Source organism: Actinoplanes hulinensis, assembly GCF_019429605.1.
Taxonomy (GTDB): domain Bacteria; phylum Actinomycetota; class Actinomycetes; order Mycobacteriales; family Micromonosporaceae; genus Actinoplanes; species Actinoplanes campanulatus.
This window is the reverse complement of sequence record NZ_JAHXZI010000010.1, coordinates 108534-132958: the sequence shown is the minus strand read 5'-3', so window position 1 is coordinate 132958 and position 24425 is coordinate 108534. Positions and strand designations below refer to the sequence as shown.

General features: G+C 73.2%; 16 protein-coding genes and 1 pseudogene. 12 read left to right on the top strand and 5 right to left on the bottom strand.

Going from position 1 to position 24425, the window contains the following annotated elements:
• Positions 1 to 56 precede the first annotated feature (56 nt).
• Entirely contained in the window at positions 57 to 221 is a 165-nt protein-coding gene (locus KZ829_RS20175) for a hypothetical protein (RefSeq protein WP_183215941.1), read from the bottom strand.
• 130 nt (positions 222 to 351) lie between these two features.
• Here KZ829_RS20175 and KZ829_RS44580 point away from each other — a divergent pair, with 130 nt between their 5' ends.
• The 5 genes from KZ829_RS44580 (at position 352) to KZ829_RS20150 (ending at position 8808) form a co-directional block, all read left to right on the top strand.
• Entirely contained in the window at positions 352 to 4536 is a 4185-nt protein-coding gene (locus KZ829_RS44580) for an AAA family ATPase (RefSeq protein ID WP_220145485.1), read from the top strand.
• Positions 4537 to 4615: 79 nt separating this feature from the next.
• On the top strand, positions 4616 to 5401 hold the full coding sequence (locus KZ829_RS20165; protein ID WP_220145484.1) for a 2,3-dihydro-2,3-dihydroxybenzoate dehydrogenase: 786 nt from the start codon (positions 4616 to 4618) through the stop codon (positions 5399 to 5401).
• A 41-nt stretch (positions 5402 to 5442) separates the two neighbouring features.
• Positions 5443 to 6585 (top strand): isochorismate synthase, encoded by a 1143-nt coding sequence (locus tag KZ829_RS20160; RefSeq protein WP_220145483.1) that lies wholly within the window; start codon positions 5443 to 5445, stop codon positions 6583 to 6585.
• Complete coding sequence (locus tag KZ829_RS20155) at positions 6575 to 8167, top strand: (2,3-dihydroxybenzoyl)adenylate synthase (protein WP_220145482.1); 1593 nt, start codon at positions 6575 to 6577, stop codon at positions 8165 to 8167. The genes KZ829_RS20160 and KZ829_RS20155 overlap by 11 nt, the downstream gene beginning before the upstream one ends.
• Positions 8167 to 8808, top strand: a complete 642-nt coding sequence (locus tag KZ829_RS20150) for an isochorismatase family protein (protein WP_220145481.1) — start codon at positions 8167 to 8169, stop codon at positions 8806 to 8808. Before KZ829_RS20155 ends, KZ829_RS20150 begins: the two co-directional genes overlap by 1 nt.
• A 339-nt stretch (positions 8809 to 9147) precedes the next feature.
• Here the strand turns inward: KZ829_RS20150 and KZ829_RS20145 are convergent, their stop codons facing one another.
• The 4 genes and pseudogenes from KZ829_RS20145 to KZ829_RS20130 form a co-directional block, all read right to left on the bottom strand.
• Positions 9148 to 10317 carry a CynX/NimT family MFS transporter gene (locus KZ829_RS20145; RefSeq protein ID WP_308285590.1) on the bottom strand — a complete coding sequence of 390 codons (1170 nt, stop codon included), beginning with the start codon at positions 10315 to 10317 and terminating at the stop codon, positions 9148 to 9150.
• Between the two features lie 36 nt (positions 10318 to 10353).
• A complete protein-coding gene (locus KZ829_RS20140; RefSeq protein ID WP_220145479.1) occupies positions 10354 to 11196 on the bottom strand; it encodes a siderophore-interacting protein in 843 nt (280 codons plus the stop codon).
• 1042 nt (positions 11197 to 12238) lie between these two features.
• Positions 12239 to 12784, bottom strand: a pseudogene (locus KZ829_RS43145) (Pecanex-like protein 1); the annotation flags it as partial.
• Between the two features lie 384 nt (positions 12785 to 13168).
• Entirely contained in the window at positions 13169 to 13930 is a 762-nt protein-coding gene (locus KZ829_RS20130) for a glycerophosphodiester phosphodiesterase family protein (RefSeq protein WP_308285589.1), read from the bottom strand.
• A 288-nt stretch (positions 13931 to 14218) separates the two neighbouring features.
• Between KZ829_RS20130 and KZ829_RS20125 the strand changes: the two genes are divergently transcribed.
• The 7 genes from KZ829_RS20125 (at position 14219) to KZ829_RS20095 (ending at position 24386) form a co-directional block, all read left to right on the top strand.
• Complete coding sequence (locus KZ829_RS20125) at positions 14219 to 16429, top strand: FAD-dependent oxidoreductase (protein WP_220145477.1); 2211 nt, start codon at positions 14219 to 14221, stop codon at positions 16427 to 16429.
• A gap of 257 nt (positions 16430 to 16686) precedes the next feature.
• A complete protein-coding gene (locus tag KZ829_RS20120; protein WP_246635962.1) occupies positions 16687 to 17379 on the top strand; it encodes an L-type lectin-domain containing protein in 693 nt (230 codons plus the stop codon).
• Positions 17380 to 17479: 100 nt separating this feature from the next.
• Positions 17480 to 18343 carry a glycosyltransferase family 2 protein gene (locus KZ829_RS20115; protein ID WP_220145475.1) on the top strand — a complete coding sequence of 288 codons (864 nt, stop codon included), beginning with the start codon at positions 17480 to 17482 and terminating at the stop codon, positions 18341 to 18343.
• A 73-nt stretch (positions 18344 to 18416) separates the two neighbouring features.
• Positions 18417 to 19514, top strand: coding sequence for a glycosyltransferase family 4 protein (locus tag KZ829_RS20110; protein WP_220145474.1), 1098 nt, complete (start codon positions 18417 to 18419; stop codon positions 19512 to 19514).
• Entirely contained in the window at positions 19511 to 21478 is a 1968-nt protein-coding gene (locus tag KZ829_RS20105) for a hypothetical protein (RefSeq protein ID WP_220145473.1), read from the top strand. Before KZ829_RS20110 ends, KZ829_RS20105 begins: the two co-directional genes overlap by 4 nt.
• On the top strand, positions 21475 to 23007 hold the full coding sequence (locus KZ829_RS20100; protein ID WP_220145472.1) for a hypothetical protein: 1533 nt from the start codon (positions 21475 to 21477) through the stop codon (positions 23005 to 23007). Before KZ829_RS20105 ends, KZ829_RS20100 begins: the two co-directional genes overlap by 4 nt.
• Positions 23001 to 24386: a lipopolysaccharide biosynthesis protein gene (locus KZ829_RS20095; RefSeq protein WP_308285588.1), complete on the top strand. Its 1386-nt coding sequence runs from the start codon at positions 23001 to 23003 to the stop codon at positions 24384 to 24386. Before KZ829_RS20100 ends, KZ829_RS20095 begins: the two co-directional genes overlap by 7 nt.
• Positions 24387 to 24425: the final 39 nt, after the last annotated feature.

Genomic DNA, 24425 nt, shown 5'->3' with positions numbered 1-24425 from the left:
CTGAGAGCATCGACCACGGTTCCACCGTACGGGGACCATGCCACCTCCCGTCAATGTCACTTGTCCGACCAGTGCGCTCCCAGCAGGCAGGAGCCACATCCACGGCAGGCGCCGTCACCCGTGACGGTGCCGTCGGTCCGCACCAGGTACGGGCACGGCTCCCCGGTCGGCGTCGAGTAGGTCCTGGCGGGCTTCTCAGGTGCCTGGGCGGTGGTGGTCATGCCTCCATTGGGCCACGCCGGGCCGATCCCGTGACCGGCCGAAGGTCCCGCCCGTACGGGCAGGGTTGCCCACTGGCCCGCCGGTGCCATCATGGGACTGCGAAAAGCGTCGATGTCCACGGAGGTTTCCGTGACCGAGCTCGAACCCACCGGGGAACCCGCCGCCGAGCGGGCCCGCGCCGGGGTGCGCGCCTGGGTCCGGGACGCCGGCCGCCGCACCCGGGCCCGGCTGCGCGCCGCCAGCCCGTACGCGATCCTCGCCTTTCTGACCGCCTCGACGGTGGCTCCGGTGGCCGGGGCGCACCTGGGAGCCACCGGGGCGTACGCCGCGGCGCTCGACCAGATCGGTGGGCTGGGCAGCAACTTCCTGGCCGAGGCCATGGCCGGCGCCGCGAAGCGCCTGCGCGACACCGGCCCGGACGCCGGCGGCTGGAGCCAGGAGCAGTGGCGGGACGCCATCGCGGCCGACCTGCTCCCGCTGCTCGCCGCCGCCGACGAGCGCGGCACGGCGCTGCACGAGGAGATCTCCCGGGTGCTGCGTGAGGTGGACGCGGTCGGCGCGGCGATGGCCGAGGCCGCGGTCACCGACGACGAGCTGCGGCACCTGCTGGAGGCCGCGTTCCGGGAGCTCGGGCTCGGGGTCGGCGAGCTGGGCTGGATGATCGCCGAGGTGCGGCAGAGCGTCGACGGTCTGCGGCAGGAGTTCGCGAACCAGACCGTCGTGCTCACCCGGCAGCTCGACGAGGTGCGCCGCCGGCTGATCACGGTCACCCGGGAGCAGTTGCCCGACGGCGACGAGGTGCCGGCCGACGTGCCCGGGGGCGCGGTCCCGCCGTACCCCGGGCTGGTCAGTTTCCAGCCGGAGGACGCGCCCCGCTTCCGCGGCCGGGAGACGACCGTCGCGCAGCTGCTGAGCCGCCTCGCCGAGCAGGCGGTGGGCGGGCCTCCACTGGTCGTCACCGGGGTGTCCGGCGTGGGCAAGTCGTCGCTGCTGCGCGCCGGTCTGCTCCCGGCTCTCGGCGTGGGCGCGCTGGGCGCGGAGGCGGCGGCCTGGCGGTGGGTTCTGACCAACCCGGGGGTACGCCCACTCGACGATCTCGTGGCGCGCCTGCACGGGCTGGCCGTTCCGGACGGGGGCCCGGAGCCGGAGGCGGCCTCGGACGTCGCCGGTGAGCTGCTCCGGCAGGTCCGGGCGGAACCGGCCCGCCTCGGTGAGCTGGCGGCGAAGGCGGCCGCGGCCGGGCACCGCCCGGTGATCGTGGTGGACCAGTTCGAGGAGCTGTTCACCCAGTGCCCCGACCCGGCCGCCCGGCTGGCCTACGTGACCGCCCTGACCAGCGCGGCCCCGGCCCTCGTGGTGATCGCCGTCCGGTCCGACTTCTACCCGGCCTGCGTGGCGCTGCCGCCGCTGGCGAAGGTGCTGGGCGCCGGCCATCTGGTGCTCGGGCCGCTGGACAGTGACGCGGTCCGCCGGGCCGTGGTGGAGCCGGCCGAGCACGCCGGCCTCACCGTCGAGCCGGGCCTGCCCGACCTGCTGCTGCACGATCTGGGCGCGGACGGGCGGGACGGTTACGAGCCGGGCGCGCTGCCGCTGCTGGCGCACGCCCTGCGGGCCACCTGGGACCGGCGGGAGGGGATCCGGCTGACGGTGGCGGCGTACCGGGCCACCGGCGGGATCCGGCACGCGATCGCCGAGACCGCCGAGCGGATCTACCTGGACCTGCCGCCGGACGACCGGGACCGGCTGCGCGACGCCCTGCTCGCCCTGGTCACGGTCACCGGCGACGGGACCGCGGTGCGCCGTCGTGGCGAGCGGGCGGCCAGCGACTCCCGGGTGCTGCGCCGCCTGGTGAAGGCCCGCCTCGTCACGGTCGGCGCGGACACCGTGGAGATCAGCCACGAGGCGCTGCTGACCAGCTGGCCGCGGCTGGCCGGCTGGGTCGGCGAGGCCCGCGAGGACCTGCTGCTGCGCCGGTCGGTCACCGAGGCGGCCCGGGACTGGGACCGGTCCGGCCGCGACCCGGACCTGCTGCCCCGCGGCTCCCGCCTGCTCGCCGCCCGGGAGCGGGTGCCGGCCGGCGACGGTGTGCCCCCGGTGGTGGGGGAGTTCCTCGCGGCCGGTGGCGCCGCCGCCGACCGGGAGCAGGCGGAGCAGCGGAAGGCCACCCGTCGCCTGCGGCGGCTCGCGGCCGGGCTGGCGGCGGCCCTGCTGCTCGCGGTCGGCGGCGGCCTGGTGGTGCTGGACCAGGCGAGGGACGCCGAGGCCCGCTCCCGGGAGTCCCGCTCCCGGCAGTACGCGTCCGAGGCGCTGCGGGCCCTGGAACAGGACGAGACCCAGGCCGTCGGCAAGGCCCTCGACGCCTGGCACGAGGCGCCCACCACGGAGGCCCGGAGCGCGCTGCTGTCCACCCAGATGGTCCGGTTCCGGGGGCGGCTGGGCAGTGAGCCGGGCGGGTCCGTGGTGGCGGTCGGCCCGGACGGTTCCCGGATCGCGGTCGGCGACACCACCGGCGCGGTCCGGCTGTGGGACACCGCCACCCTGTCCCCGGTCGGGGAGCCGCTGCGCTTCCCGAAGGCGGACGCGGTGGCCGGGCTGGCCTTCTCACCGGACGGCCGGTTCCTGGCCGGCGGCTCGTACCAGTGGGACGGTCTGCGGATCTGGGAGGCGGCCACCGGCCGGCTGGTGCACGCGCTCGACGGCTGGGGCGCGGTGGCCTGGCTGCCCGGCACCGGCACCGTGCTGGCCAGCCGGCGGGAGATCGTCGACGGCCGGTTCTCGCTGGGCCGGTGGGACGCGGAGACCGGCACGGCCACCGGCACCCTCCCGGCCGGCGATGTCACCGTCTTCGACCTGTCGGTGAGCCCGGACGGCCGGTACGTGGCGGAGAGCGACACCGACCGGAAGGCCGAGATCCGGCGACTGTCCGACGGCAAGCTGATGGCCACCCTGACCGGCGGCATCGCCTACGTCGCGTTCGCCCCGGACGGCACGCTGGTGACCACCAGCGAGCAGGGCGACGTGATCCAGTGGGCGGTGCCGTCCGGGAAACGGCTGCGCGACCTCACCGCCGAGGCCGGCACGACCCCCGGGCCCGGCCGGGTCACCGTGGCCCCGGACGGCACGGTGATCAGCACCGGCCTACGGCGTACCGCGAGCCTGTACTCGCTGACCGGCGACGGGACCGGCGAGCTGGACACCGGCATCGGCTCCTTCGGCGGGGCCGCGACCTCGGCGAACGGCCAGATCGCGGTGGTCACCGGCCGGGACGCGCCGACCGTCGTGTTCCGCCGCCAGTCGAGCTGGCTGAACACCGACGGCGGAGTCCTCGACCTGGCCTTCTCCCCGGACGGCGCCCGGCTCGCGGCGGGCAGCGACAACGGCGAGGTCCGCGTCTGGGACACCGCCACTCGCGAGCTGATCACCGAGTTCCGGACCGCCGGGGAGCCGCGCGGCGTCGTGTACGGGGCCGGCGGCGTGCTCGCGGTGGCCACCACCACCGGTACGAGCTGGGGCCTGGAACTGTGGGACGGCACCGGGAAACGGGAGCGAACCGTGCCGCTGAGCCGGGAGCCCAAGGACCTGGCCGCCACCGCGGACGGCAACCTGCTGGCGGTCGCGGTGGGCGCCGCCCTCGCCGATCCTGTCGACTCCCAATACGGCGCGGTGCACCTCTACGACCTGGGCCAGCGCCGGGACCGGGGAGTCGTCGATCTGAGCAAGCAGAAGCAGACGGCGTACGCGGTCGCCTTCTCCGCCGACGGCACGGTCCTGCACACCGCCGGGGTGGCCTCCGACATCGGCATGGCCACGGGGCAGCGGTTGTGGTCGGTCCTGCGGTCCTGGCGGATGGACGGGCTGCGCGAGATCGGCGGGCAGCTCCTGGGCGACTATCAGCCGCTGGACCTCGCGGTCGCCCCGGACGGGACCTCGATGGTGGTCACCGGGACCAACCGGGTGCTCGACGTGCGCTCCGGCGACGGCAGCCGGTCACTGTGGACCTCGAAACCGCAGCTGGACCAGATCGACCGGATCCTGTTCGCGCCGGACGGGCGGACCCTCGCGGTCAACGGGGCGAACGGCGACGTCCAGCTGTGGGACACCCGGGACTGGTCGGTGCTGCGGTTGCAGGGACACGGGGCCGGGGTGGTCGGGCTGGCGTACACACCGGACGGACGGGTGCTGGCCAGTGGCGGGGCGGATTCGCTGGTGGGCGTCTGGTCACTGGAGCCGGCGGTGGCCGTACGAAATCTGTGCATGATCGACGGTCCGCTGCGCCGCGCCGAAGGTGCGGAGGTCTCCCCGCTCTGCGCATGAAGAGTGACGTGATCCCCCCTCCTCGCTCTCGAGCGTCAATGCTAGGTTAGCCTTACCTAACCTAAGGAGCGGTGCCGTCATGCCCCTGGACAGGGAAAACGTGCCCGGCCTCGCCGGGAAGACCGCCCTGGTCACCGGCGCAGGTCAGGGGATCGGCCGGGCCGTCGCGGTCGCGCTGGCCGGCGAGGGCGCCCGGGTCGCCGCCGCCGACCGCTCCGAGGCGGGCGTCAAACTCCTCGCCGACGAGTACCCGGGCATCCTGCCGCAGGTCGCCGACGTCACCTCGGCCGAGCAGGTGGAGGCCGTCGTGGACGCCGCCGAGCGCTTCCTCGGCCCGATCGACCTGCTGGTCAACGTGGCCGGCGTGCTGCACATGGGCGACGTCGTCGACCTCACCGACGACGCCTGGGCGCAGACCTTCGCGGTCAACACCACCGGTGTCTTCCACGTCAGCCGGGCCGTCGCCCGGCGGATGGTCCCGCGCCGCTCCGGCGCCATCGTCACGGTCTCCTCGAACGCGGCCGGCGTGCCCCGCACCGGCATGTCCGCCTACGCCGCGTCGAAGGCCGCCAGCACCATGTTCACCAAGTGTCTCGGCCTCGAGCTGGCGCCGTACGGGATCCGCTGCAACGTGGTCGCCCCCGGTTCCACCGACACGCCGATGCAACGGCAGCTCTGGACCGACGGCGTACCCGCACCGGTCCTCGACGGCGACCCGGCCACCTTCCGGGTCGGCATCCCGCTCGGGCGCATCGCCACCCCGGAGGACGTCGCCGACGCCGTGCTGTTCCTCGCCTCCGACCGGGCGCGGCACATCACCATGCACGACCTGTACGTCGACGGCGGCGCCACCCTCCGAGCCTGATCACCGACCGGCCACCCCAGCCGGTGAAGGGAGAATCATCCGTGTCCGCCGCAGTCTCCACCCTCGACGGAGCCGACCTGCTCGACGCCTACCAGGCCGGGCAGTCGTCGGTGTTCGTGTCGCCGCGCGGCACCCTCCTCGCCGAGGGCGTGCACTCGGAGGTGAACACGTCCGGCCTCGCCGATCTGCCGGAGCAGGTCGCGGCCGTCCTCGGCACGCACCCGGTGCGTACCGTGGTCGGGGCCGTCCCGTTCGCGCCCGACGCGCCGGCCCGCCTCGTCGTGCCCCGGCGTCTGCGGCGCGCGCCCGTCCTCGGCGCCGCGCCCGCCGTACCGGCCGCCTCGGCCGCACGGGAGAGCCTGCCGCCGATCCCCGACCCCGGGTACATCGCCGCGGTGGCCCGGGCGGTCGAGGAGATCCAGGCCGGCGCGTACACCAAGGTCGTGCTGGCCCGCGCGCTGCGGCTGGCGGCGCCCGGCTTCGACCCGGCCCCGGTGGTGCGCGCCCTCGCGTACGGCGGCGCCGGCACGTACACCTTCGGCATCGACCTCGGCGGCGGGCGCACCCTCCTGGGCGCCAGCCCCGAACTGCTGGTGGCACGGCGCGGCCGGACCGTCTCGGCGAACCCGCTCGCCGGGTCCATCCCGCGCAGCACCGACCCGGCCGAGGACGCCCGCCGGGCCGCCGGGCTGCTGGAGTCCGCCAAGGACCTGCACGAGCACACGTTCGCCAGCGAGGCGGTGGCCGAGGGGCTGCGGCCGTACTGCCGGAACCTGCGGGTGCCGTCCGAGCCGACGCTGACCGCCACCCCGACCATGTGGCACCTGGGCTCCCGGATCACCGGCGAGATCATCGACCCGGACGTGTCCTCGCTGGCCCTGGCCGCCGCCCTGCACCCGACCCCGGCCGTCTGCGGCACCCCGCCCGCCGCGGCCCGCCGGGCGATCGCCGAGCTGGAGCCGTTCGACCGCGGCTTCTTCGCCGGCATGGTCGGCTGGGCCGACGCCGACGGCGACGGCGAATGGGCGGTCACCATCCGGTGCGCCACCGCCGGGCCGGAGGGCCTCGACGTGTACGCCGGAGCCGGCATCGTGGCCGCCTCCGACCCGCACGCCGAACTCGCCGAGACGACCGCCAAACTCGGCACCATGCTGACCGCCCTGGGAGTGTTCAATGTGGCCTGACGACTTCGCCGAGCGGTACCGCAAACTTGGCCACTGGACCGGCCAGACCCTGTTCGACCTGCTCAGCACAGCCGCCGAAAGGTTCGGCGACCGCGACGCGGTCATCGACGGAGACGTCCGGGTCAGCTACCGGTCGCTCCACGAGCGCGCCTCACGCTTCGCGGCGGGCCTGCACGATTTCGGGGTACGCCGGGGCGATCGGGTCGTGGTGCAACTGCCGAACACGGCCGCCTACTTCGACGTGATCTTCGCGCTGTTCCGCCTCGGGGCGCTGCCCGTCTTCGCACTGCCCGCCCATCGCGGCGCCGAGATCGGCTACTTCTGCTCGCACACGTCCGCGGTCGCGCTGATCACCACCGACGTGTACGACGGCTTCGACCACCGCACGCTCGCCTCGGTGGCCGGCGCCGCCAAGCTCATCGTCGCCGGCGACCCGGGCTCGCACACCGCCCTCGGATCTCTTTATCTGGATGGGGAACTGCCTGACGGCCCGGCTCCCTCCGACCTGGCGTTCCTCCAGCTCTCCGGAGGCAGCACCGGCCTGCCGAAACTGATCCCGCGGACCCACGACGACTACCTCTACAGCGTCCGGGCCAGCGCCGAGATCTGCGAACTCACCCCGGACAGCTCCTACCTCGTGGTGCTGCCGGTGGCACACAACTTCCCGATGTCGTCGCCCGGCGTCCTCGGCGTCTTCCACGCCGGCGGCAAAGTGGTCCTCTCCACCACGCCCGACCCGGCCCGGGTGTTCCCGCTGATCGAACGGGAACGGGTCACCATCGCGGCCCTCGTACCGCCGCTCGCCCTGATCTGGCTCGACGCCGCGGCCAACCTCGGCGCCGGCCTGCCCAGCCTGGAGGTCCTCCAGGTGGGCGGGGCGAAACTGCTCGACTCCGTCGCCGCCCGGGTCGAGCCGGTGCTCGGCTGCAAACTCCAGCAGGTGTTCGGCATGGCCGAGGGCCTGGTCAACTACACCCGCCTCGACGACGGCGACGACATCGTCCTGCACACCCAGGGCCGGCCGATCTCCCCGGACGACGAGGTGCTGGTAGTCGACGACGAGGACGTCCCGGTGCCGGACGGCACGGTCGGGCACCTGCTGACCCGCGGGCCGTACACGATCCGCGGCTACTGGCGGGCCGACGAGCACAACCGGACCGCGTTCACCGACGACGGCTTCTACCGCACCGGCGACCTGGTCCGGCGGCTCGACGGCGGCTACCTGGTCGTCGAGGGCCGGGCCAAGGACCAGATCAACCGCGGCGGCGAGAAGATCGCCGCCGAGGAGGTCGAGGACCACCTGCTCACCCACCCAGCCGTGCACGACGCCGCCGTGGTCTCGGTGCCGGACACCTACCTGGGCGAGCGCAGCTGCGCGTTCGTCGTGGTCAAGGACGGGATGACCGCCCCGAGACTGCGTGACATCCGCGAGCACCTGCGGGACCGCGGCCTGGCCACCTTCAAGATCCCCGACCGGCTCCGGGTGGTGGACGGCTTCCCGGTCACCGGCGTCGGCAAGACCAGCCGCCGCGAGCTGCGCGCCCTCCTCCGCGAACTCGCCGCATCGAAAGGAACAGCCTGATGCTTCCCCGCATCACCCCGTACCGCGTCCCCGGTGGCTTCAACCGGGCCGGCGGCAAAGTCGACTGGCGGGTCGACCCGTCCCGGGCCGCGCTGCTCGTACACGACATGCAGAACTACTTCCTGGCCCCGTTCGGCACCGCCGACAACGCGCTGCTGTCCAAGGTGGTCGGCAACATCGCCACACTGCGGGAGCACGCCGCCCGTACCGGGATCCCGGTGTTCTTCTCCGCCCAGCCCGGCGGCCAGTCCCGCGAGGAACGCGGCCTGCTCCAGGACTTCTGGGGCGACGGCCCGCCCGCCGACCCGCAGGCCCTGGCCATCACCGAGGCGCTGTGCCCGGCGCCCGGCGACGTGGTCCTGACCAAGCGCCGCTACAGCGCCTTCGTCGGCACCGACCTGGCCGACCGGCTCGGCTCCCGCGACCAGTTGATCGTCACCGGCGTGTACGCCCACATCGGCGTCCTGGCCACCGCACTGGACGCGTTCATGCGCGGCATCAAGCCGTTCGTGGTCACCGACGCGGTCGCCGACTTCAGCCCGGCCCACCACGCCGACGCCCTCCGGCACATCCAGACCCGGTGCGGCGTGGTCGCCCCCACCGCCGAACTCACCGCCGACCTGCTAGCCCCCACCGCCTGACTGACCGCCGACCTGCTAGCCCCCACCGCCTGACTGACCGCCGACCTGCTAGCCCCCACCGCCTGACTGACCGCCGACCTGCTAGCCCTCACCGCCTGACTGACCGCCGACCTGCCAGTCCCCACCGCCTGACCTTCCGGGCGGCCTTGCTCAGGCCCGGTGCGCCGGCACTTCCTCGGTCTCGGCGCACCGGGCTGACCACCAGGTGGGTGGCAAAACGTCCAAGATCGCGTAGCGCGTGTCGGCGAGCGCGGGCGGTGGGCGATCTTGGGCGATTGGCTACCGGATGAGGTGGGGAAGCGTCCAAGATCGACCCGGGCGGGAGGGCGGCGGGAGGGGCTAGATCTGGCGGTTTTGGCCGGCGAAATAGCCGGCCGTGAGCTGGGGGATCATCAGGACGATCATCAGGGCCAGGGGGAGCCGCCAGCCGTGGGAGACCTCGTGCAGGAGGCCGACCACGATCGGGCCGGGGATGGCGAAGAGGTAGCCGACGCTCTGGGCGAAGGCGGACAGCCGCACCACGGTGGCGGGCGTGCGGCCGCGCAGGGCGATCATGGTGAGGGCCAGCGGGAAGGCGGCGTTCACGACGCCGAGGAGGGTGGCCCACAGCCACGGGGCGGCGCCCGGCGACAACCACAGGCCGGTCCAGCCGGCGATGCCGAACAGGCCCAGTGCAACCGCGATGCCGCTCTGTGAGCGGAGACGGCCCGCGTACGCCGACAGCAGGAACGACAGTGGCACGCCGAGTAGGGACGTCACCGCGAACAGGACGCCGGCCAGCGAGGCGGACAGGCCGGCGTCGCGGTAGATCTGCGGCAACCAGCCGATGATCACGTACGCCGAGGTGGACTGCATGCCGAAGTACACGGCCAGCGCCCACGCCACCGGGTGCCGGCTCACCCGTACCGGCGACGGATCTTGATCTTGATCTTGTGGGGTCGCGGACCGGGAGCGGGCCAGCAGGAGCCACGGCGGCAGGGCGATCACCGCGGCGAGCGCCCAGCAGGCCAGACCGAGCCGCCAGTCGCCGAACGCGCTGGTGAGCGGCACGGTGGCCGCCGCGGCCGTGGTGGCGCCGATGTTGAGCGCCACCGAGTAGAGGCCGGTGACCGTGCCCACCCGGTCCGGGAAGCGGTCCTTGACGATCGACGGCAGCAGCACGTTGACCAGCGCGATCCCGGCCAGCGCCACGGCGCTGAAGAGCAGGAACGGGGCGGGCGCGCCGGTGTACGGCCGCACCGCCAGGCCCACGGTGAGCAGGACGAGCCCACTGAGGATCACCCGCGCGGCACCGAAACGCCGGGCCAGGCGGGGCGACGCCAGCCCGATCAGGGCGAAACAGACCACCGGTACGGACGTGAGCAGCCCCGCGGTCGTGGCGCTCATGCCCAGCCCGGCCCGGATCTCGGTGAGCACCGGCCCGATGCTGGTGACCGCGAGCCGCAGGTTGACCGCGGCCAGAACGAGCCCGACGAGCGCCCCGATGTGGGTCTTCTGCTTGATCAGCACCAGCACCATGGTATTGAGTGCTGGGCGTCACACTCCTTACACGGTGGCGGTCGCGGGCTCCTGCTCGCGCTCGATCTGCGCATTCCACTCGGCCTTGCTGGACTGCCAGCCGTCCTCGTTCATGCCGCGGCGCCAGTAACCCGAGACGGAGAGCCGGCTCATCGGCAACCCGAGCTCGACCCGCAGCAGCCGGCGCAGGTCACGCACGAAGGTGGCCTCGCCGTGCACGAACGCCTGCACCTGTCCGGCCGGGAACTCCAGCCCGCGCACCGCGGCGACCAGCGGTTCGCCGACCGGCCGCCCGCCCCGGTGCAGCCAGGTGATCTCGGCGTCGCCCGGGCAGTCGAACCTCTGCTCCTCCTCCGGCCCGGCGACCTCGATGAACGCCCGGATCGGCGCACCCTCTGGCATCCGCTCCAGGGTGGCGCCGATGGCCGGGATCGCGCTCTCGTCACCGGCGATCAGGTGCCAGTCGGCCGACGCGTCCGGCGCGTAGCCGCCGCCCGGCCCCATGAACCGGAACGGATCGCCCGGCCGGGCCCGCGCCGCCCACGGCCCGGCGATGCCCTGGTCTCCGTGCACCACGAAGTCGACCCACATCTCGCCGGCCTCGGGCGCCCATCGGCGGACCGTGTAGGTGCGCACCATGGGCCACGTGTCACGCGGCATCGTCTCGCGGATCAGGCCCATGTCGAACGGCGCCGGATAGTCCACGCCGGCCTGGGGGAAGAGCACCTTGATGTAGTGGTCGGTGAACTGCCCGGCCTGGATCCGAGTCAGGGCGTCACCGCCGACCACCACCCGCACCATGTGCGGAGTCAGCTGCTCCACCCGGGTGACCACGGCCTCGTGGCACGGTCGCGCGGGTCTGTTCGCCATGACTGCACCTCACTGCCGGTGGGACTGATCTCGGCAGGTAAGGCTACCCTTATTCGCGGCGATCTACCGCCCGGCCTCCGGTTTCCCGGAACTTTCTCACCCGGAAGCGAACTCGGACACCGATCGGCGGACACTCCCCGTGTCGGTCGCCGCCGCTCAGCGGCTCCCGGTCGCGATCATGAAAGGCCGCGCGGTGATCCTTGTCACTCGCACATGAGGGAGGGGCGGGACCCGGCCGGGTCCCGCCCCTCCCTACGTTGCTCCGCGCCGGTCAGTTCCAGGAACGGGGCCGGGTCCGCATGAAGGCCGCGATGACCAGACCGACCAGGACCAGGACCGCGCCGCCGCCGATCCACGCCAGGTTGTTGCTGACCAGGGCGATCGGGCCGCTCTGCTGGGCCGGCGGTTCGGCCACCGTGTCGGCGGTGCTCTCCGGCTCGTCGGGCGCGCCGTCACCGGGGTCGCCGGCGAGCGCCGGGCCGTCGGTCTCGGTCGCCTCGGGCTCCGGGTCGAACTCCGGCTGGGCCGTCGCCTTCTTGGTCGGCTTCTTGGTCGGCGCCGTCGTCTCGTCGCTGCCGGAGTTCTCGTTCTCGTTGCCGGAGCCGCCGGTCGTACCGGTGGTGGTCTCGTCCTTCGGCTCCGAGGTGGCGGTGCCGCCGTTGTTGCCGGAGGTGCCCGCGGTCTCGTTGCCGCCGCCGGTCGTGGTGGTCGTCGAGTTGGTGCGCGGCGTCGCGGTCACCGTGGTGCGGTTCGGTGTCGCGGTGGCCGTCTTCGTGGTCGACGGCTTGGTCGGCCTGGTGGTCGCCTTGGTGGTCGGCACCGCGCTGGTCGGGGGCGTGGTCGGGGTGACGCCACCGTTGTTGGTGTCGTTCCCGCCGTTGTTGTTGCCGCCGCCGTTGTTCTGACCGCCGCCGCCGTTGTTGCCGCCGCCGCCGTTGTTCTGACCGCCGCCGTTGTTGTTGTTGCCGCCGCCGTTGTTCTGACCGCCGCCGTTGTTGCCGCCGTTGTTGTTGCCGCCGCCGTTCTGGCCACCGTTGTCGGCCCGGACGGTGATCCGGACCGAGTCGAGGGCGGGCGTCTGGTTGGCGCGCTCCATCATCGGGATCCGGTGCGAGCCGTCACCGGCCCAGGACGAGCACTGTGCGATGCCCTCCTGCGGCAGGCCAGGCACCTGGATGGTGACGGTGTCCGGGTCGGCGCCGCCGCGACGGTCCTCGGTGGCGACGAAGAACGCCGGCACCGGCGCGGACTCGGGCGCCTCGTCGGTGCTGGTCAGCATCCGGCAGGCGGTGTGGAAGTGACCGCGGACCAGGCCGTTCTGGAGAACGCTGCTCTCCACGTAGTAGCCGCCCTGGCCGGCCGCGAGGAAGCGGTCCCGGATCAGGTTGCGGGTGCTGACCTGGAGGGTGAACGGGGTGCCGACGGTGACGTCGTCGGGTGCCCGGGTGATGAGCAGGGTGGGGTTGTTGGCGGCCGCGCCGACCTCGCCGAACTCGGTGGACACGCATCGTTCGCCGCGCTGGAAGCCGTCGTGTGCCGGCAAGTCGCTGTCCACACAGGTGTCGGTGAGGATGGTCAGGTTGTTGCCGACCACCTTCCCGGCCCCACTCTCGCCGGCCTTGGTGCTGTTCTCATCGGCCGAGGCGAGCTGGGTGAAACCGATGACGCCGCCGATCGCGGTGAGTACGGCACCGGCGGCCAACAGCCGGGTGCGTCGTTGACCCGAGCTTCGCATGACGAGACCTTCTTTTCCCCAAGTTCCCGGACGCCGCAGACGTTAGGGACGTGTTTCACAGAAAGCAATTCCGCGCCGAGATTTGAGGAATTCTTACGGTGAACTTAAAGAAAAAATATGGGAACCGTCTTGAACTCCCAGCATCATCCGTTCGGATGATGTCGTGGGTTCATGCGATCTTGGACAGATGCCGCTGAACTGGGAGGTTAGCGGAACAGTCTGTGAGCGGCCAACTCCTCAGCCGGACCAGGAACCGCGCGCCGCATAGACGTCGCGAAGTACCTCGATGCGGTCCGTCATGATTCCGTCCACGCCCATATCGAGCAGCCGGTTCATTTCTTCCGGATCGTCGATCGTCCATACGTGCAGGTGCAGCCCGAGCCGGTGCAGGTAGCCCACGAAGCGCGGCGTGACCAGGGTGATCCGGCCGTGCCGGACCGGGATCTGGGCGGCGGCCACCGACTCCGGCGGGCGGAGCCGGACTCCGGCGGTCGCGGCGATCCGGAGCCGCGCCACACCGCGCATGCCCAGCGATGTGGCGATCTTCGGCCCGCCGAGCGCCCGGACCCGGGCCAGCCGGGCGTCGCTGAACGAGGCGAGCAGCACCCGGTCCTCGGCGCCGGCCGCCCGGACCGCGGCGACGGCCGGCTCGACCACCGGGTCGGACTTGACGTCGATGTTGAACCGGATCCGCGGCCAGGCGTGCAGCACATCGTCGAGGCGAGGCACCGCGGCGGCGCCGCCCACCCGTACGGTGGCGAGGTCGGCCCAGGTCAGATCGGCGACCCGGGCGGCCCGGCCGGCGACCCGGTCGAGTTCGGCGTCGTGGATGACGACCGGGATCCCGTCGGCCGTGGCGTGCACGTCGGTCTCCACGTACCGGTAGCCCATGGCGACCGCCCGCTCGAAGGCCTCCGCGGTGTTCTCGTCACCGGCCGCGGCCCCGCCGCGATGGGCGAAGGCGAGCGGGCCGGGGCCGTCGAGGAACGGATGACGCACCCGGGCAGTATGCCGGGCTTGTTGCACAGATGTAAAAGACGGATCGGCCCATTGACCTCGGCCCCGGACGTGAAGATCCTTGTCCCACAGTGTGGCCGCGGCCTCGCATGGGTGGAGGGAAGAACGGTGATTTCGACGATGGCGCTCCATCAACCGGTGCGGCCGCGAGCCCAGAAGATCCGGTTGGTGACCCGCCGGTTCGGTGCCCGGCGGCACGCCCGGCTGCGATCGATTCCCCGTCATCCCCACCTGCGCTGGACGGCGCCGCTGAGCCCGGCGGGCTGACCGTTGCCCGGCCCGGCGGTGGTGATCATCGGCGCGGGCGTCACCGGCTGTGCCATGGCCGACGAGCTGACCGCGCGGGGCTGGACCGATGTCACCGTGCTGGAGCAGGGGCCGCTCTTCGAGACCGGCGGGTCGAGTTCGCACACTCCCGGGCTGGTCTCCCAGATCGCGCCGTCCCGGACCATGACCAGGCTGGCCCGCTACACCGCGGAGAAGTACGCACGGCTCGGCTGCTACTCGCCGGTCGGCGGACTGGAACTGGCCACCACCCCGGAGCGGCTCGCCGATCTGCACCGGCGGCACGGGTTCGGGGAGGCGTGGGGGGTCCACTCCACGGTCGTCGACCCGGCCGGCTGTCTCGCCCTCTTCCCGCTGCTGGAGAAGTCGCTGGTCCTGGGCGGTCTGCACGTCCCGTCGGACGGTCTGGTGGCGGCGGTCCGGGCCGCCGAGACCCAGGCCGCGAACGCCACGGCACGCGGCGCGCGGTTTATCGGAAATAGGCGTGTCACCGATCTGCAAACCGACAAAGGCCGGATCACCGGGGTGCACACGGCCGAGGACGAGGTCTTCCCGGCCGACCTGGTGGTGAGCTGCACCGGATTCTGGGGCGCCACCGCCCGGCCGATCGTCCCGATGGTCCAGCAGTACGTGCGAACCACCGCGGCCGGCGCCGGCGACTCCCTGCCGATCGTCCGGCACCCCGACCGTGGCCTCTACCTGCGTGCCCACGGCGACCGGCTGGGCATCGGCTCGGTCCGGCCCGATCCGCGCCCGGTCCGGCTCGGCGACCTGCCCGGCGACGCGCACCCGGCGCTGCTGCCGTTCACCCCGGACACCTTCCGGCAGTCCTGGACAGCGGCCACCGACCTGATCCCGGCGCTGCGCGGGACCGCCCTCGACGAGGCGTACAACGGGGTGCTCGGGGTGACCGCGGACGGGTTCCCGCTGCTCGGCGAGGCCCGGGAGCCGCGCGGTCTGTGGGTCGCCGAAGCCGTGCCGGTGGCGCACTCGGCCGGCGTGGCGAAGGCTCTCACCGAGTGGATCATCGACGGCCGTCCGGTGATCGACCTGCACGAGTGCGATCTCAACCGGTTCGACCCGGGCCGGCTCGCCCCGGAGTACGTACGGCGCCGCGCGGTCCGCCGGCTCGCCGACGAGCAACGGCCGGCCCATCCGGCCGACCCGCCCGGGGTCCGCGATCTGCGGATCGGGCCGTTCCACTCCCGGCAGGCCGAGCTGGGCGCGGTGTTCGGCGAGGACGGTGGCTGGGAGATCCCGCTGTGGTACGCGTCCAACCCCGCCCCCGACCCGCCGGTCACCCGTGACGAGTGGTCGGGCCGGCACTGGTCACCGATCGCCGAGACCGAGGCCCGGCTGACGCGCCGCCGGGTCGGGCTGTTCGACCTGACGCCGCTCACCCGGATCGAGGTGACCGGCCCGTTCGCCGCCGGCGCCGACATCCCGGTCGGGACGATCCGGCCACGGGGCGGCGTCACCGTGACGCGGCTCGCCGGGTCCCGGTTCCTGATCGGCGCCAACGGCCCGCTCGACCTGGACCGGCTGCTGCGCGCCGTCCCGCCCGGCGTCACGGTGCGCGACGTCTCGGCCGGCACCTGCGCGCTCGCGGTGTGGGGTCCGGCCGCCCGGGAGCTGCTCGCCCCGCTAACCACGGTCGACCTCGCCTCCTTCGGCCACCTCCAGGCGCGGGAGGGGCACCTCGGCATGGCGCCGGTCACCCTGCTGCGCGTCTCCGCCGCCGGCGAGCTGGGCTGGGAGATCTGGGCCGAGGCCGGGTACGGGCCCCGGCTGTGGGACACCCTCTGGGAGACGGGCCGGGAGCTCGGCCTGGTCGCCGCCGGCCGGCTGGCCCGGGACTGCCTGCGGATGGAGAAGGGCCACCGGCTCCGGTGGACCGACACCACCGACGAGGACGAGGCCGACCCGGAGCGGAGCAGTGCCTGTCTGGTGCTGGCGGAGACCGGGGACGTCCCGGTGGGTGGTGAGCCGGTGTACGCGGGCGGGTTCGTGGTGGGCCATGTGACGAGTGCGGCGTACGGATGTTCGGTGGGGGCGCCCATCGCGTACGCCTGGTTGCCCTCCGTCCTGGCGGTCCCCGGCACGCAGGTGGAGATCGGATACTTCGACCGGAGGCTGCTCGCCACGGTGACGGCCGAGCCCCTGTTCGATCCGAAGCGCGAGCGCCTGCTCCGCTAAGGCTGTTACTCGCCGGTACCCAGCCGGAAAACTGCCCATTAATGCCTACTATCGGCGATGGGTCACATACGCACGGTTCCCTCGGCGGTGAAACCATCCGGGGGTAATAACGGAGACTCGCTAACGCGGCTTCGCGGACTGTCCTAGCTTTGGCCAAGTCTAAGTCGGGCAAATCCGCTGAAACGGAGCATGTCGTGCGTTTTTCTCGTTCATCCCGAGTGGCGCGGGGCGCTCTCTGGGCCTCCGTCCTGTTCTCCATGGCCGCCGTGGCGCAATCCGGAGGAGCGTTCGCGGTCGACGGCAAGCCGCGGCCGGACCGGGAGCTGTCGCTCAGCGGGACGGCCGAGCTGGTCAACCGCGAGGGTGACAGCAAGCCCATCATCCGGCTCACGAACGACGGCTTCAAGCAGATGGGATCGGCTTGGCTGGTGAAGCCGGTGGACCTGACCCGCTCGTTCGAGGTCGAGTTCACGGCGCGCCTGCGCGGCGTCGGCCGGACCGGCGCCGACGGCATCGCCTTCGTGGCGCAAAGTATCGGCCCGCGGGTGCTCGGCGGCTGGGGCGGCGGAATCGGCTACCGGGGCATCAGGCGCAGCGTGGCGGTGGAGTTCGACACCTACCAGAACTCGCCCGACCCCAGCAGCAACCACCTCGCGGTGACGCTCGGCGGCAACCCCGACCAGCACGTCGCCGCCGCCGAGCCCTCGATCCCGCTGCTCGGCAAGCCGTTCCAGGCCCGGATCCGCTACGACGCCGACGCCAAACGGATCACCGCCCACGTCCGTGCCCTCGCGGACGGCGCCACCGAAGAGCTCGTGCTCGACGAGAGCGTGGACGTCGCCCAGACCACCGGTGAGAACCAAGGGTGGATCGGGTTCACCGGAGCCACCGGCGACGTGACCTCCCGCCAGGACGTCTACGACTGGGCCGTCACCACTCCGCAGGCCTGACACGCCTTCTCTTCCTGCCGGGGCGCACGCGCCCCGGCCCCTAACCATGCCCCCGGCCCGGACCGGGCCGACTCCCACCATGCCCCGATCGGAGACAGCCATGCCCACGGCCAACCGTGTGCTCCCCGACGAGACCGGCGACGTCATGTCCCTGACCGCCACCGACATCGAGATCAAGATTCCGGCGACCCCGCCCGAGGGCGATGCCGAGCCACGGCCCCGGGTCAGCGTCATCGTCCCCGCGCTGAACGAGGCCCGGAACCTGCCGCACGTCTTCGCGCGGCTTCCGGAGGTGGACGAGATCGTCCTGGTCGACGGTGGATCCACCGACGACACCGTGGCGGTGGCCCGGCGGCTGCGGCCCGACATCCACGTCGTACGGCAGAACCGCAAGGGCAAGGGCAACGCCCTGGCCTGCGGATTCGCCCAGGCCACCGGCGACATCATCGTCATGATCGACGCCGATGGGTCCACCGACCCGTTGGAGATCCCCAGCTTCGTCCAGGCGCTGCGCGACGGCGCCGACTTCGCCAAGGGCTCCCGCTTCCAGGGCGCGGGCGGCAGCGCCGACATCACCCGGCTGCGCCGGGCCGGCAACAAGTGCCTCAGCACGCTGGTCAACGTCCTGTTCGGAACCCGGTACAGCGACCTCTGCTACGGCTACAACGCGTTCTGGGCGCACTGCCTGGACGTCTTCGACCTGGACAGCACCTCCCCGGCCCCGAACAACACGGACGGCCGGCTGTGGGGCGACGGCTTCGAGATCGAGACCCTGCTGAACCTGCGTGCGGCCCGCGCCGACCTGGCCATCGTCGAGGTCGCCAGCTTCGAGCACTCCCGGATCCACGGCGTCAGCAACCTCAACGCCTTCACCGACGGGATGCGGGTGCTGCGCACCATCGCCCGGGAGTGGCGGCCCAAGCGCTCCAAGGCCGGACGCCGGGCCAAGGAACTGGCGCAATGAGCGAGCTTGCGAGCGAATCATCAGGCTCAGTCCAGTTCTCGTCGCGACACCGGAGCGCAGCGGAGGTGTCGCGATGAGGATTGGAGTCGTCTCGAACGCCTACCACCCCGACATCGGCGGGGTGGAGACCCATGTCAAGCGGCTCTGCGCGGGGCTGATCGCCGCCGGCGACGACGTCGAGGTGATCACCCAGCACGCCACCCGCTCGGTGGAGACCGTGGACGGCGTCGTGGTACGCCGTTTCCCGCTCACCGTCCCGGCCGGCAACTACCGGCTCTCCGTCCCGCTGTGGCGCTGGCTGCGTGCCCACGCCGCCGAGTACGACGTCCTGCACGCACACAGCTACCACGCCCTCGCCGCGCTCTGCGCCGCCCTGGGCAACCGCACTCCGCTGGTGTTCACACCGCACTACCACGGCACCGGGCACACCCGCTTCCGGGCCGCTCTGCATCCGCTCTACCGGCCGCTCGGCCGTGCCGTCATGCACCGGGCCTCGGCCGTCGTCTGCGTCACCTCCGCCGAACGCGAGCTGGTGCTGCGGGACTTCCCGGCGGTCGCCACCCGGATCGTGGTCATCCCGAACGGCACCGATCCGCGGCCGGCCCCCAGCGCACGGCCGCCCCGAACCCGGCGCATCGTCTGCGTCGGGCGGCTGGAGCAGTACAAGCGGGTGGACCGGGTGATCCGGGCGATGACCCGGCTCGGCCCGGAGCACCGCCTCGACGTGGTCGGCACCGGCCCGGCCGGCGACCGGCTGCGGCAGCTCGCCGCCGACCTCGGGCTGGCCGGGCGGGTGGTCTTCCACGGGCGGCTCGACGACGCGGCCTTCGACACCTGCCTGTCCCAGGCATCGGCGGCGGTGTCCGCCTCCGCGTACGAGGCGTTCGGCATGGGGGTGGCCGACGCGCTCGCCGCCGGTCTGCCCACCGTCGCCACCCCGATCCCGGCGCACCGGGAGGTCGCGCAGCTGGCCGGGGACAGCGCGTGGCTGCGGTTCGCCGACCCGGACGACGAGACCGCGCTGGCGGCCGCCCTCGCCGCCGCCGCGGCCGCCGGCCGTACCCGTCCCGCGATTCTGCCGACCTGGCCGGACGTGGTGGGTGCGACCCGGGACGTCTACGCCGCGGTGACCCACCGCACGGCACCCGCGGCAGGTGCCGTCACCCCATGAGTGAACTGGCGAGCGCATCGGCCACGGTCGGCCGTACCACCGACCGGCGGGACGACCGGCCGCCCGAGCCGTCCCGGCGCGCCTGGGCCGGGCCGGCCGTCGCCGGGACCAGTCTCACGATCGCCGCGGCGGTCGGGGCCGCTGCGCTCGTCATCGCGTACCGGCGGGCCGAATGGGGACAGGAGGGCGCGTTCACCTGGTTCTGGGGCGGGATGCTGGTCTTCACGCTGCCGGCGGCGTACTGGGGGATCCGCCGCGGCTCGGACCACCGGCTCCGGCTCGCCGTCCTGATCGGCTACGCCTGCTTCACCTACCTGCCGAAGCTGCTGCGCAACCCCACCGGACCGCTGTTCCACGACGAGTACGCCCACTGGGGACAGAGCCGGGACATCCTCCTCGACGGCGTGCTGTTCCAGCAGAACCCGATCGTCCGGGTGATCGGCGACTATCCCGGCCTGCACGCCACCGTCGCCTCGCTGGCCTCGCTCACCGGCCTCACCGTCTGGCACGCCGCCCTGTGCGTGCTGATGCTGGCCCACGTACTGGTGGTGCTCGGTGTCGTGGTCCTGGCCGGACAGCTCTGGCCGGACCCGCGGATCGCCGCCGCGGCCGCGATCATCTACAGCCTCAACAGCTCGTTCCTCTACTTCGACACCCAGTTGGGCTACGAGTCACTGGCGATCGCCGTGATGATCTGGGCCCTGGTGGCCGGGCTGCGCGCCGTCCGCGCCCACGGCCGGGCGGCCCGCGCCCGCTGGTTCGCGCTGACGCTGGTGCTGTCCGTGGCGATCGCCGCCACCCACCATCTCACCGCGATCTGGCTGACCGGCATGTTCGGACTGGTCGCGTTCTGCTGCACGGTCGCCGCCTGGCGCGATCGTGTGCTGTCCGGCCCGGCCCGCACCGGGTGGCTGCTCACGATCGCCACGGGCGCGACCGTGGCGATCTGGATGGGCGTCGTCTCGCCGCGTACCGGCCGCTACCTCCAGCCGTACCTGGGCCGGGCGCTCGACCAGTTCGGCGGCATGGCGGGCGGCGGCTCCGGCGGCCGCACCCTGTTCAGCCAGTCGATCGCACCCTGGTGGGAGCAGCAGGCCGCGTTCGCCGCCCCGGGGTTCGCCCTGCTCGCCGCGGTCGGCGCCGCGCTGCTCTGGTGGCGCCGCCGCGGTCGCGCCGAACCGCTCACCCGGGCTCTCTCGGCCGCCATGCTGCTGCTCGGCGCCCTCTACTTCCCGGCCACCCTGCTGATCCTCACGCCTTCGGGGGCGGAGGGCGCACGGCGGTCCTGGGCGTTCAGCTACCTCGGCATCGCCCTGGCCGTCGCCCCGTTGATCATCGCGCTGCTGGACCGGGCGCGCCGGCCGATCGGCCGTTCGCGCCTGACCGCATCCGGCCCGGTCGGCGCCCTGCTGCTGACCGGGTGCGCCCTGGTGATGATCGGTAACACGGCCTCCGGCATGAACCCCGCCTACCGCATGCCCGGCCCGCCGGTCTTCGGCTCGGACACCCGGGCCGCCACCCCCGAGGTGATGGCCGCCGCCCGCTGGCTGCTGGAGACCCGGGGCCGCGGCGCGCGGCTGGTCGCCGACCGCTACTCCGGGCTGATCTTCGGATCGTACGGCGAGCAGGAGCCGACCACCGGCTCGGAGAGCTTCCGCGCCTACGACCTGTACATCGCCCAGCCCGGTAGGCCGATGCCCGCCGCCATCCTGGAGCAGCTCCGGACCTGGCGCTTCGAATACCTGGTGGTGGACCGCCGGATGGCCGAACAGGTGCCGGACATCAAGATCTACTTCGAGAACAACGAGCCGATCCCGCACAACGGGAAACCCGGCTTCACCCGGTCCCAGCTGACCAAATTCGACACCCTGCCCTGGCTGATCAAGATCTACGACGGGCCGCACGTGGCGATCTACCGCTTCGACTTCGACAGCCTGGGCCAGCGCGTCCGCAGGGGGGCATGATGATTCGGCCGCTGCTGTTCGCGTACGCCGGCCTCGGCGGCGCCCTCACCGCCGCCGGCCGGCCCTGGCTCGCCGTCCCGCTCTGCCTCGTGGCGCTCCACGCCATCGGCGAGCTCTGGATCCGCGCCCTGCCCGGCCGCCCGGCGGAGACCGCGCTGCCGGCCGTCCGGGCCGGTCTGTCCGCCGTCAGCGGCCTGATCACCCTGCCGTTGGTGGCGCTGCTGCTGCACCTCGCCGGGCACCAGGTCAGGCCGGTCCCGCTGACCGTGGGCGCCGCCACCACCGCGACACTCCTCGCGGGGGCCGCTCTGCTGCGGGAACGCCTGACCACCCGCCGTGCGGTCGCTCCGGCCGTCCTGCCGTCCCAGCGCAGCCACGCGGCCCCAGGCACGGGGGAGGAAGCCACAGGTCTCGCCGGTCACCCTTCTGCCGGGGCCGCGGCCCCGGCGGATGGTCAGAACCACGAGCCGGGGTACGCCCGGACGGCCGCGATCGTCGGCGTCCCGGTGCTGCTGGCGGTGGCCGTCGGGGCGGTGGCCGTCCGCGGGTATCTGAAAGCGCCGCGCCCCGCCGAGCCCGGCTACCTGAGCGTCGCGCTGAGTGGCTGGGCGGCCGCCATCAATCGCCCGGTCACCGTTCCGGCCCGTGGCCTGTCCGTCCCGGTCCGGGTGGCCAGCGCCGGCCTGGCCGACACCACCATCCGGCTCAGGCTGCGGGTCGGCGGCCAGGTCGTCGCAAGCGACCCGCTGACGGTGGCCGCCGACACGGTCCGCTCGCTGATCGTCCACATCCCGGCCCTTCCCCCGGACGGCTGCCTCCGCGCGATCGACATCAGCGTCGGCGCGATCAGCACCGGCTTCTACGCCCGCGGTCTGCCCGCCCTCACCCGCTCCACCTCCTGCCGGGGCCGGCACACTTCCACCGCCGCCTCCGGCACCACGCACGGCGACTCCGGTCGTCCCGGCTCGGTCCCGGCCGATGCCGCGGTCGCCGACCGGGTGGGCGCCCAGTCCCGCGACGGCGCTGCTCACACCCGCCCGGACGCCGGCGATACAACGGCTCCCGGCGGTCATCGGCGAGGCACCCGTGACGACGCCGGTCACGCCCGTGCGGATGCCGCTGTTCCCGGTGGCCACCGGCCGGGGGCCCGTGACCGTGCCGCCGACACCCGCCCGGATGCCGGTCGGCACCGGCCCAGGACCCGCGACGGCGCCGGTCAAGCGGGCGCGGGCGCCGACGGCGGAACTCGCCCCGTGCCGGGAGCGACGGCCGCCGTTCCCGGCACCGATCACCCGGGCACCGGAGGTACGGCGGTCATCCCTGATCAGAAACAGCCGGCTGTCAAGGACACCGCCGCCGTTCCCGGGGACGCGACCGCCGGGGACGCCACGGCCGGCGTGAACCGCCCGGGCTTCCGGGGCCGCTTCACCGGCCCGCGTCCCACCGACGACGCGAACCGCGCACCCGCCGGCGAGAGGTCCTTCGGCCCGATCCCCGTCCTGGAGAAGACGGAGTGGACCACGTGCTGATCGCCACTGCCCGGCGGCTGTCCGGGGACTCACTGGCCTGGAACAGCCTGCTGATCATGGCGACCACGGTGGGCAACGGTGGTCTCGGCTATCTCTACTGGATGCTGGCGGCGCGGACCGTCCCGCCGAACCAGGTCGGCCCGGCGACCGCCCTCATCTCGGCCGCCACCGCGGTCAGCATGATCGCCAACCTGGGCGCCGGGCACATGTTCATCCAGCGCCTGCCCGGCATCGACACCGGAACCTGGTCCCGCGTCGTCGGCGCCGGCCTGTTCGCCGGTTCGGTGGCCACCGCGGCCACGGCCGCCGTGACCGCGGTGGTGGTTCCGGCGCTGTCCGGGAACTTCGCGTTCCTGGCCGGGGCGGGCGCGACGGCGGCGCTGATCGCCACCGCCGTCGCCGTCACGCTGACCACCCTGCTGGACAACCTCTACGTCGCCCACCGGGCCGGGCACGGCATGCTGCTGCGCAACCTGGCCGTGGCCGGCGGCAAGATCGCCGCCCTGGCCGGGGTGCTCGCCGCCGGCTTCCACGGCGCGGTGGCGGTGCTGCTCTCCTGGACCCTGCCGGCGCTGGTGATCAGCCTGATCACGATCGTCGCCGCGCTGGGCCGGCTCCGCCCGGGCGCCCGGGCGCGGCTCACCGGCCTGCGCTCCGAACTGCCCCATCTGCGGGCCGCCCTCACCGGCCATCATCTGATCAACCTGACCCAGGCCGGTCCGGCGGCGCTCCTGCCGGTGCTGGTCACGGCCCGGCTGGGCGCCGATGCGAACGCCCACTTCTACCTGGCCTGGATGACCGCCTCGATGCTCTTCATGGTGTCCCCGGCGGTCGCCTCGGCCCTGTACGCGGAACGGACCAACGCCGCCCAGGTCACCGTCACCCGCGCCGCCGTCGTGGTGGCGGCCGTGGTCGGCGGCCCCGCGGTCGCCCTGCTGGCCGGGGGCGATCTGGTGCTCGGCCTGTGCAGCACGGCCTACGCCACCGAGGGCGGAACGCTGTTGCGGATCCTGGTGCTGGCCGCTCTCCCGGACGCGGTGGCCAACCTGGCGGTGGCGCACTGGCGGTCCCGTGGCGAGTTCCGGCTCTGCCGCCGCCTCAACCTGATCCGTGCCGTGACCTGCCTGGTCCTGGCCTGGCTGCTGCTGCCCACCCACGGCGTGACCGGCGCCGGCCTGGCCTGGCTGGCCGGCCAGACCGCGGCCGCCCTCCTGGTCGCGGCCGTGGCCCTCCTCCACCGCCCCACCCTCCGTGAACCGGCCCGCACACCGGCCGCCGGTGAGCCGGCCGGCCCGGAGGCGGTGGTGCGGCGGGCGCCGTCCGGGTGGGCCGAGCGCGACCGGAAAGCGGCGACCACGAGAGCGATGGCGAAGGAATGAGCGCTCACGGCGTACCCCGTGGGTTTGAGAAGCGGCAGC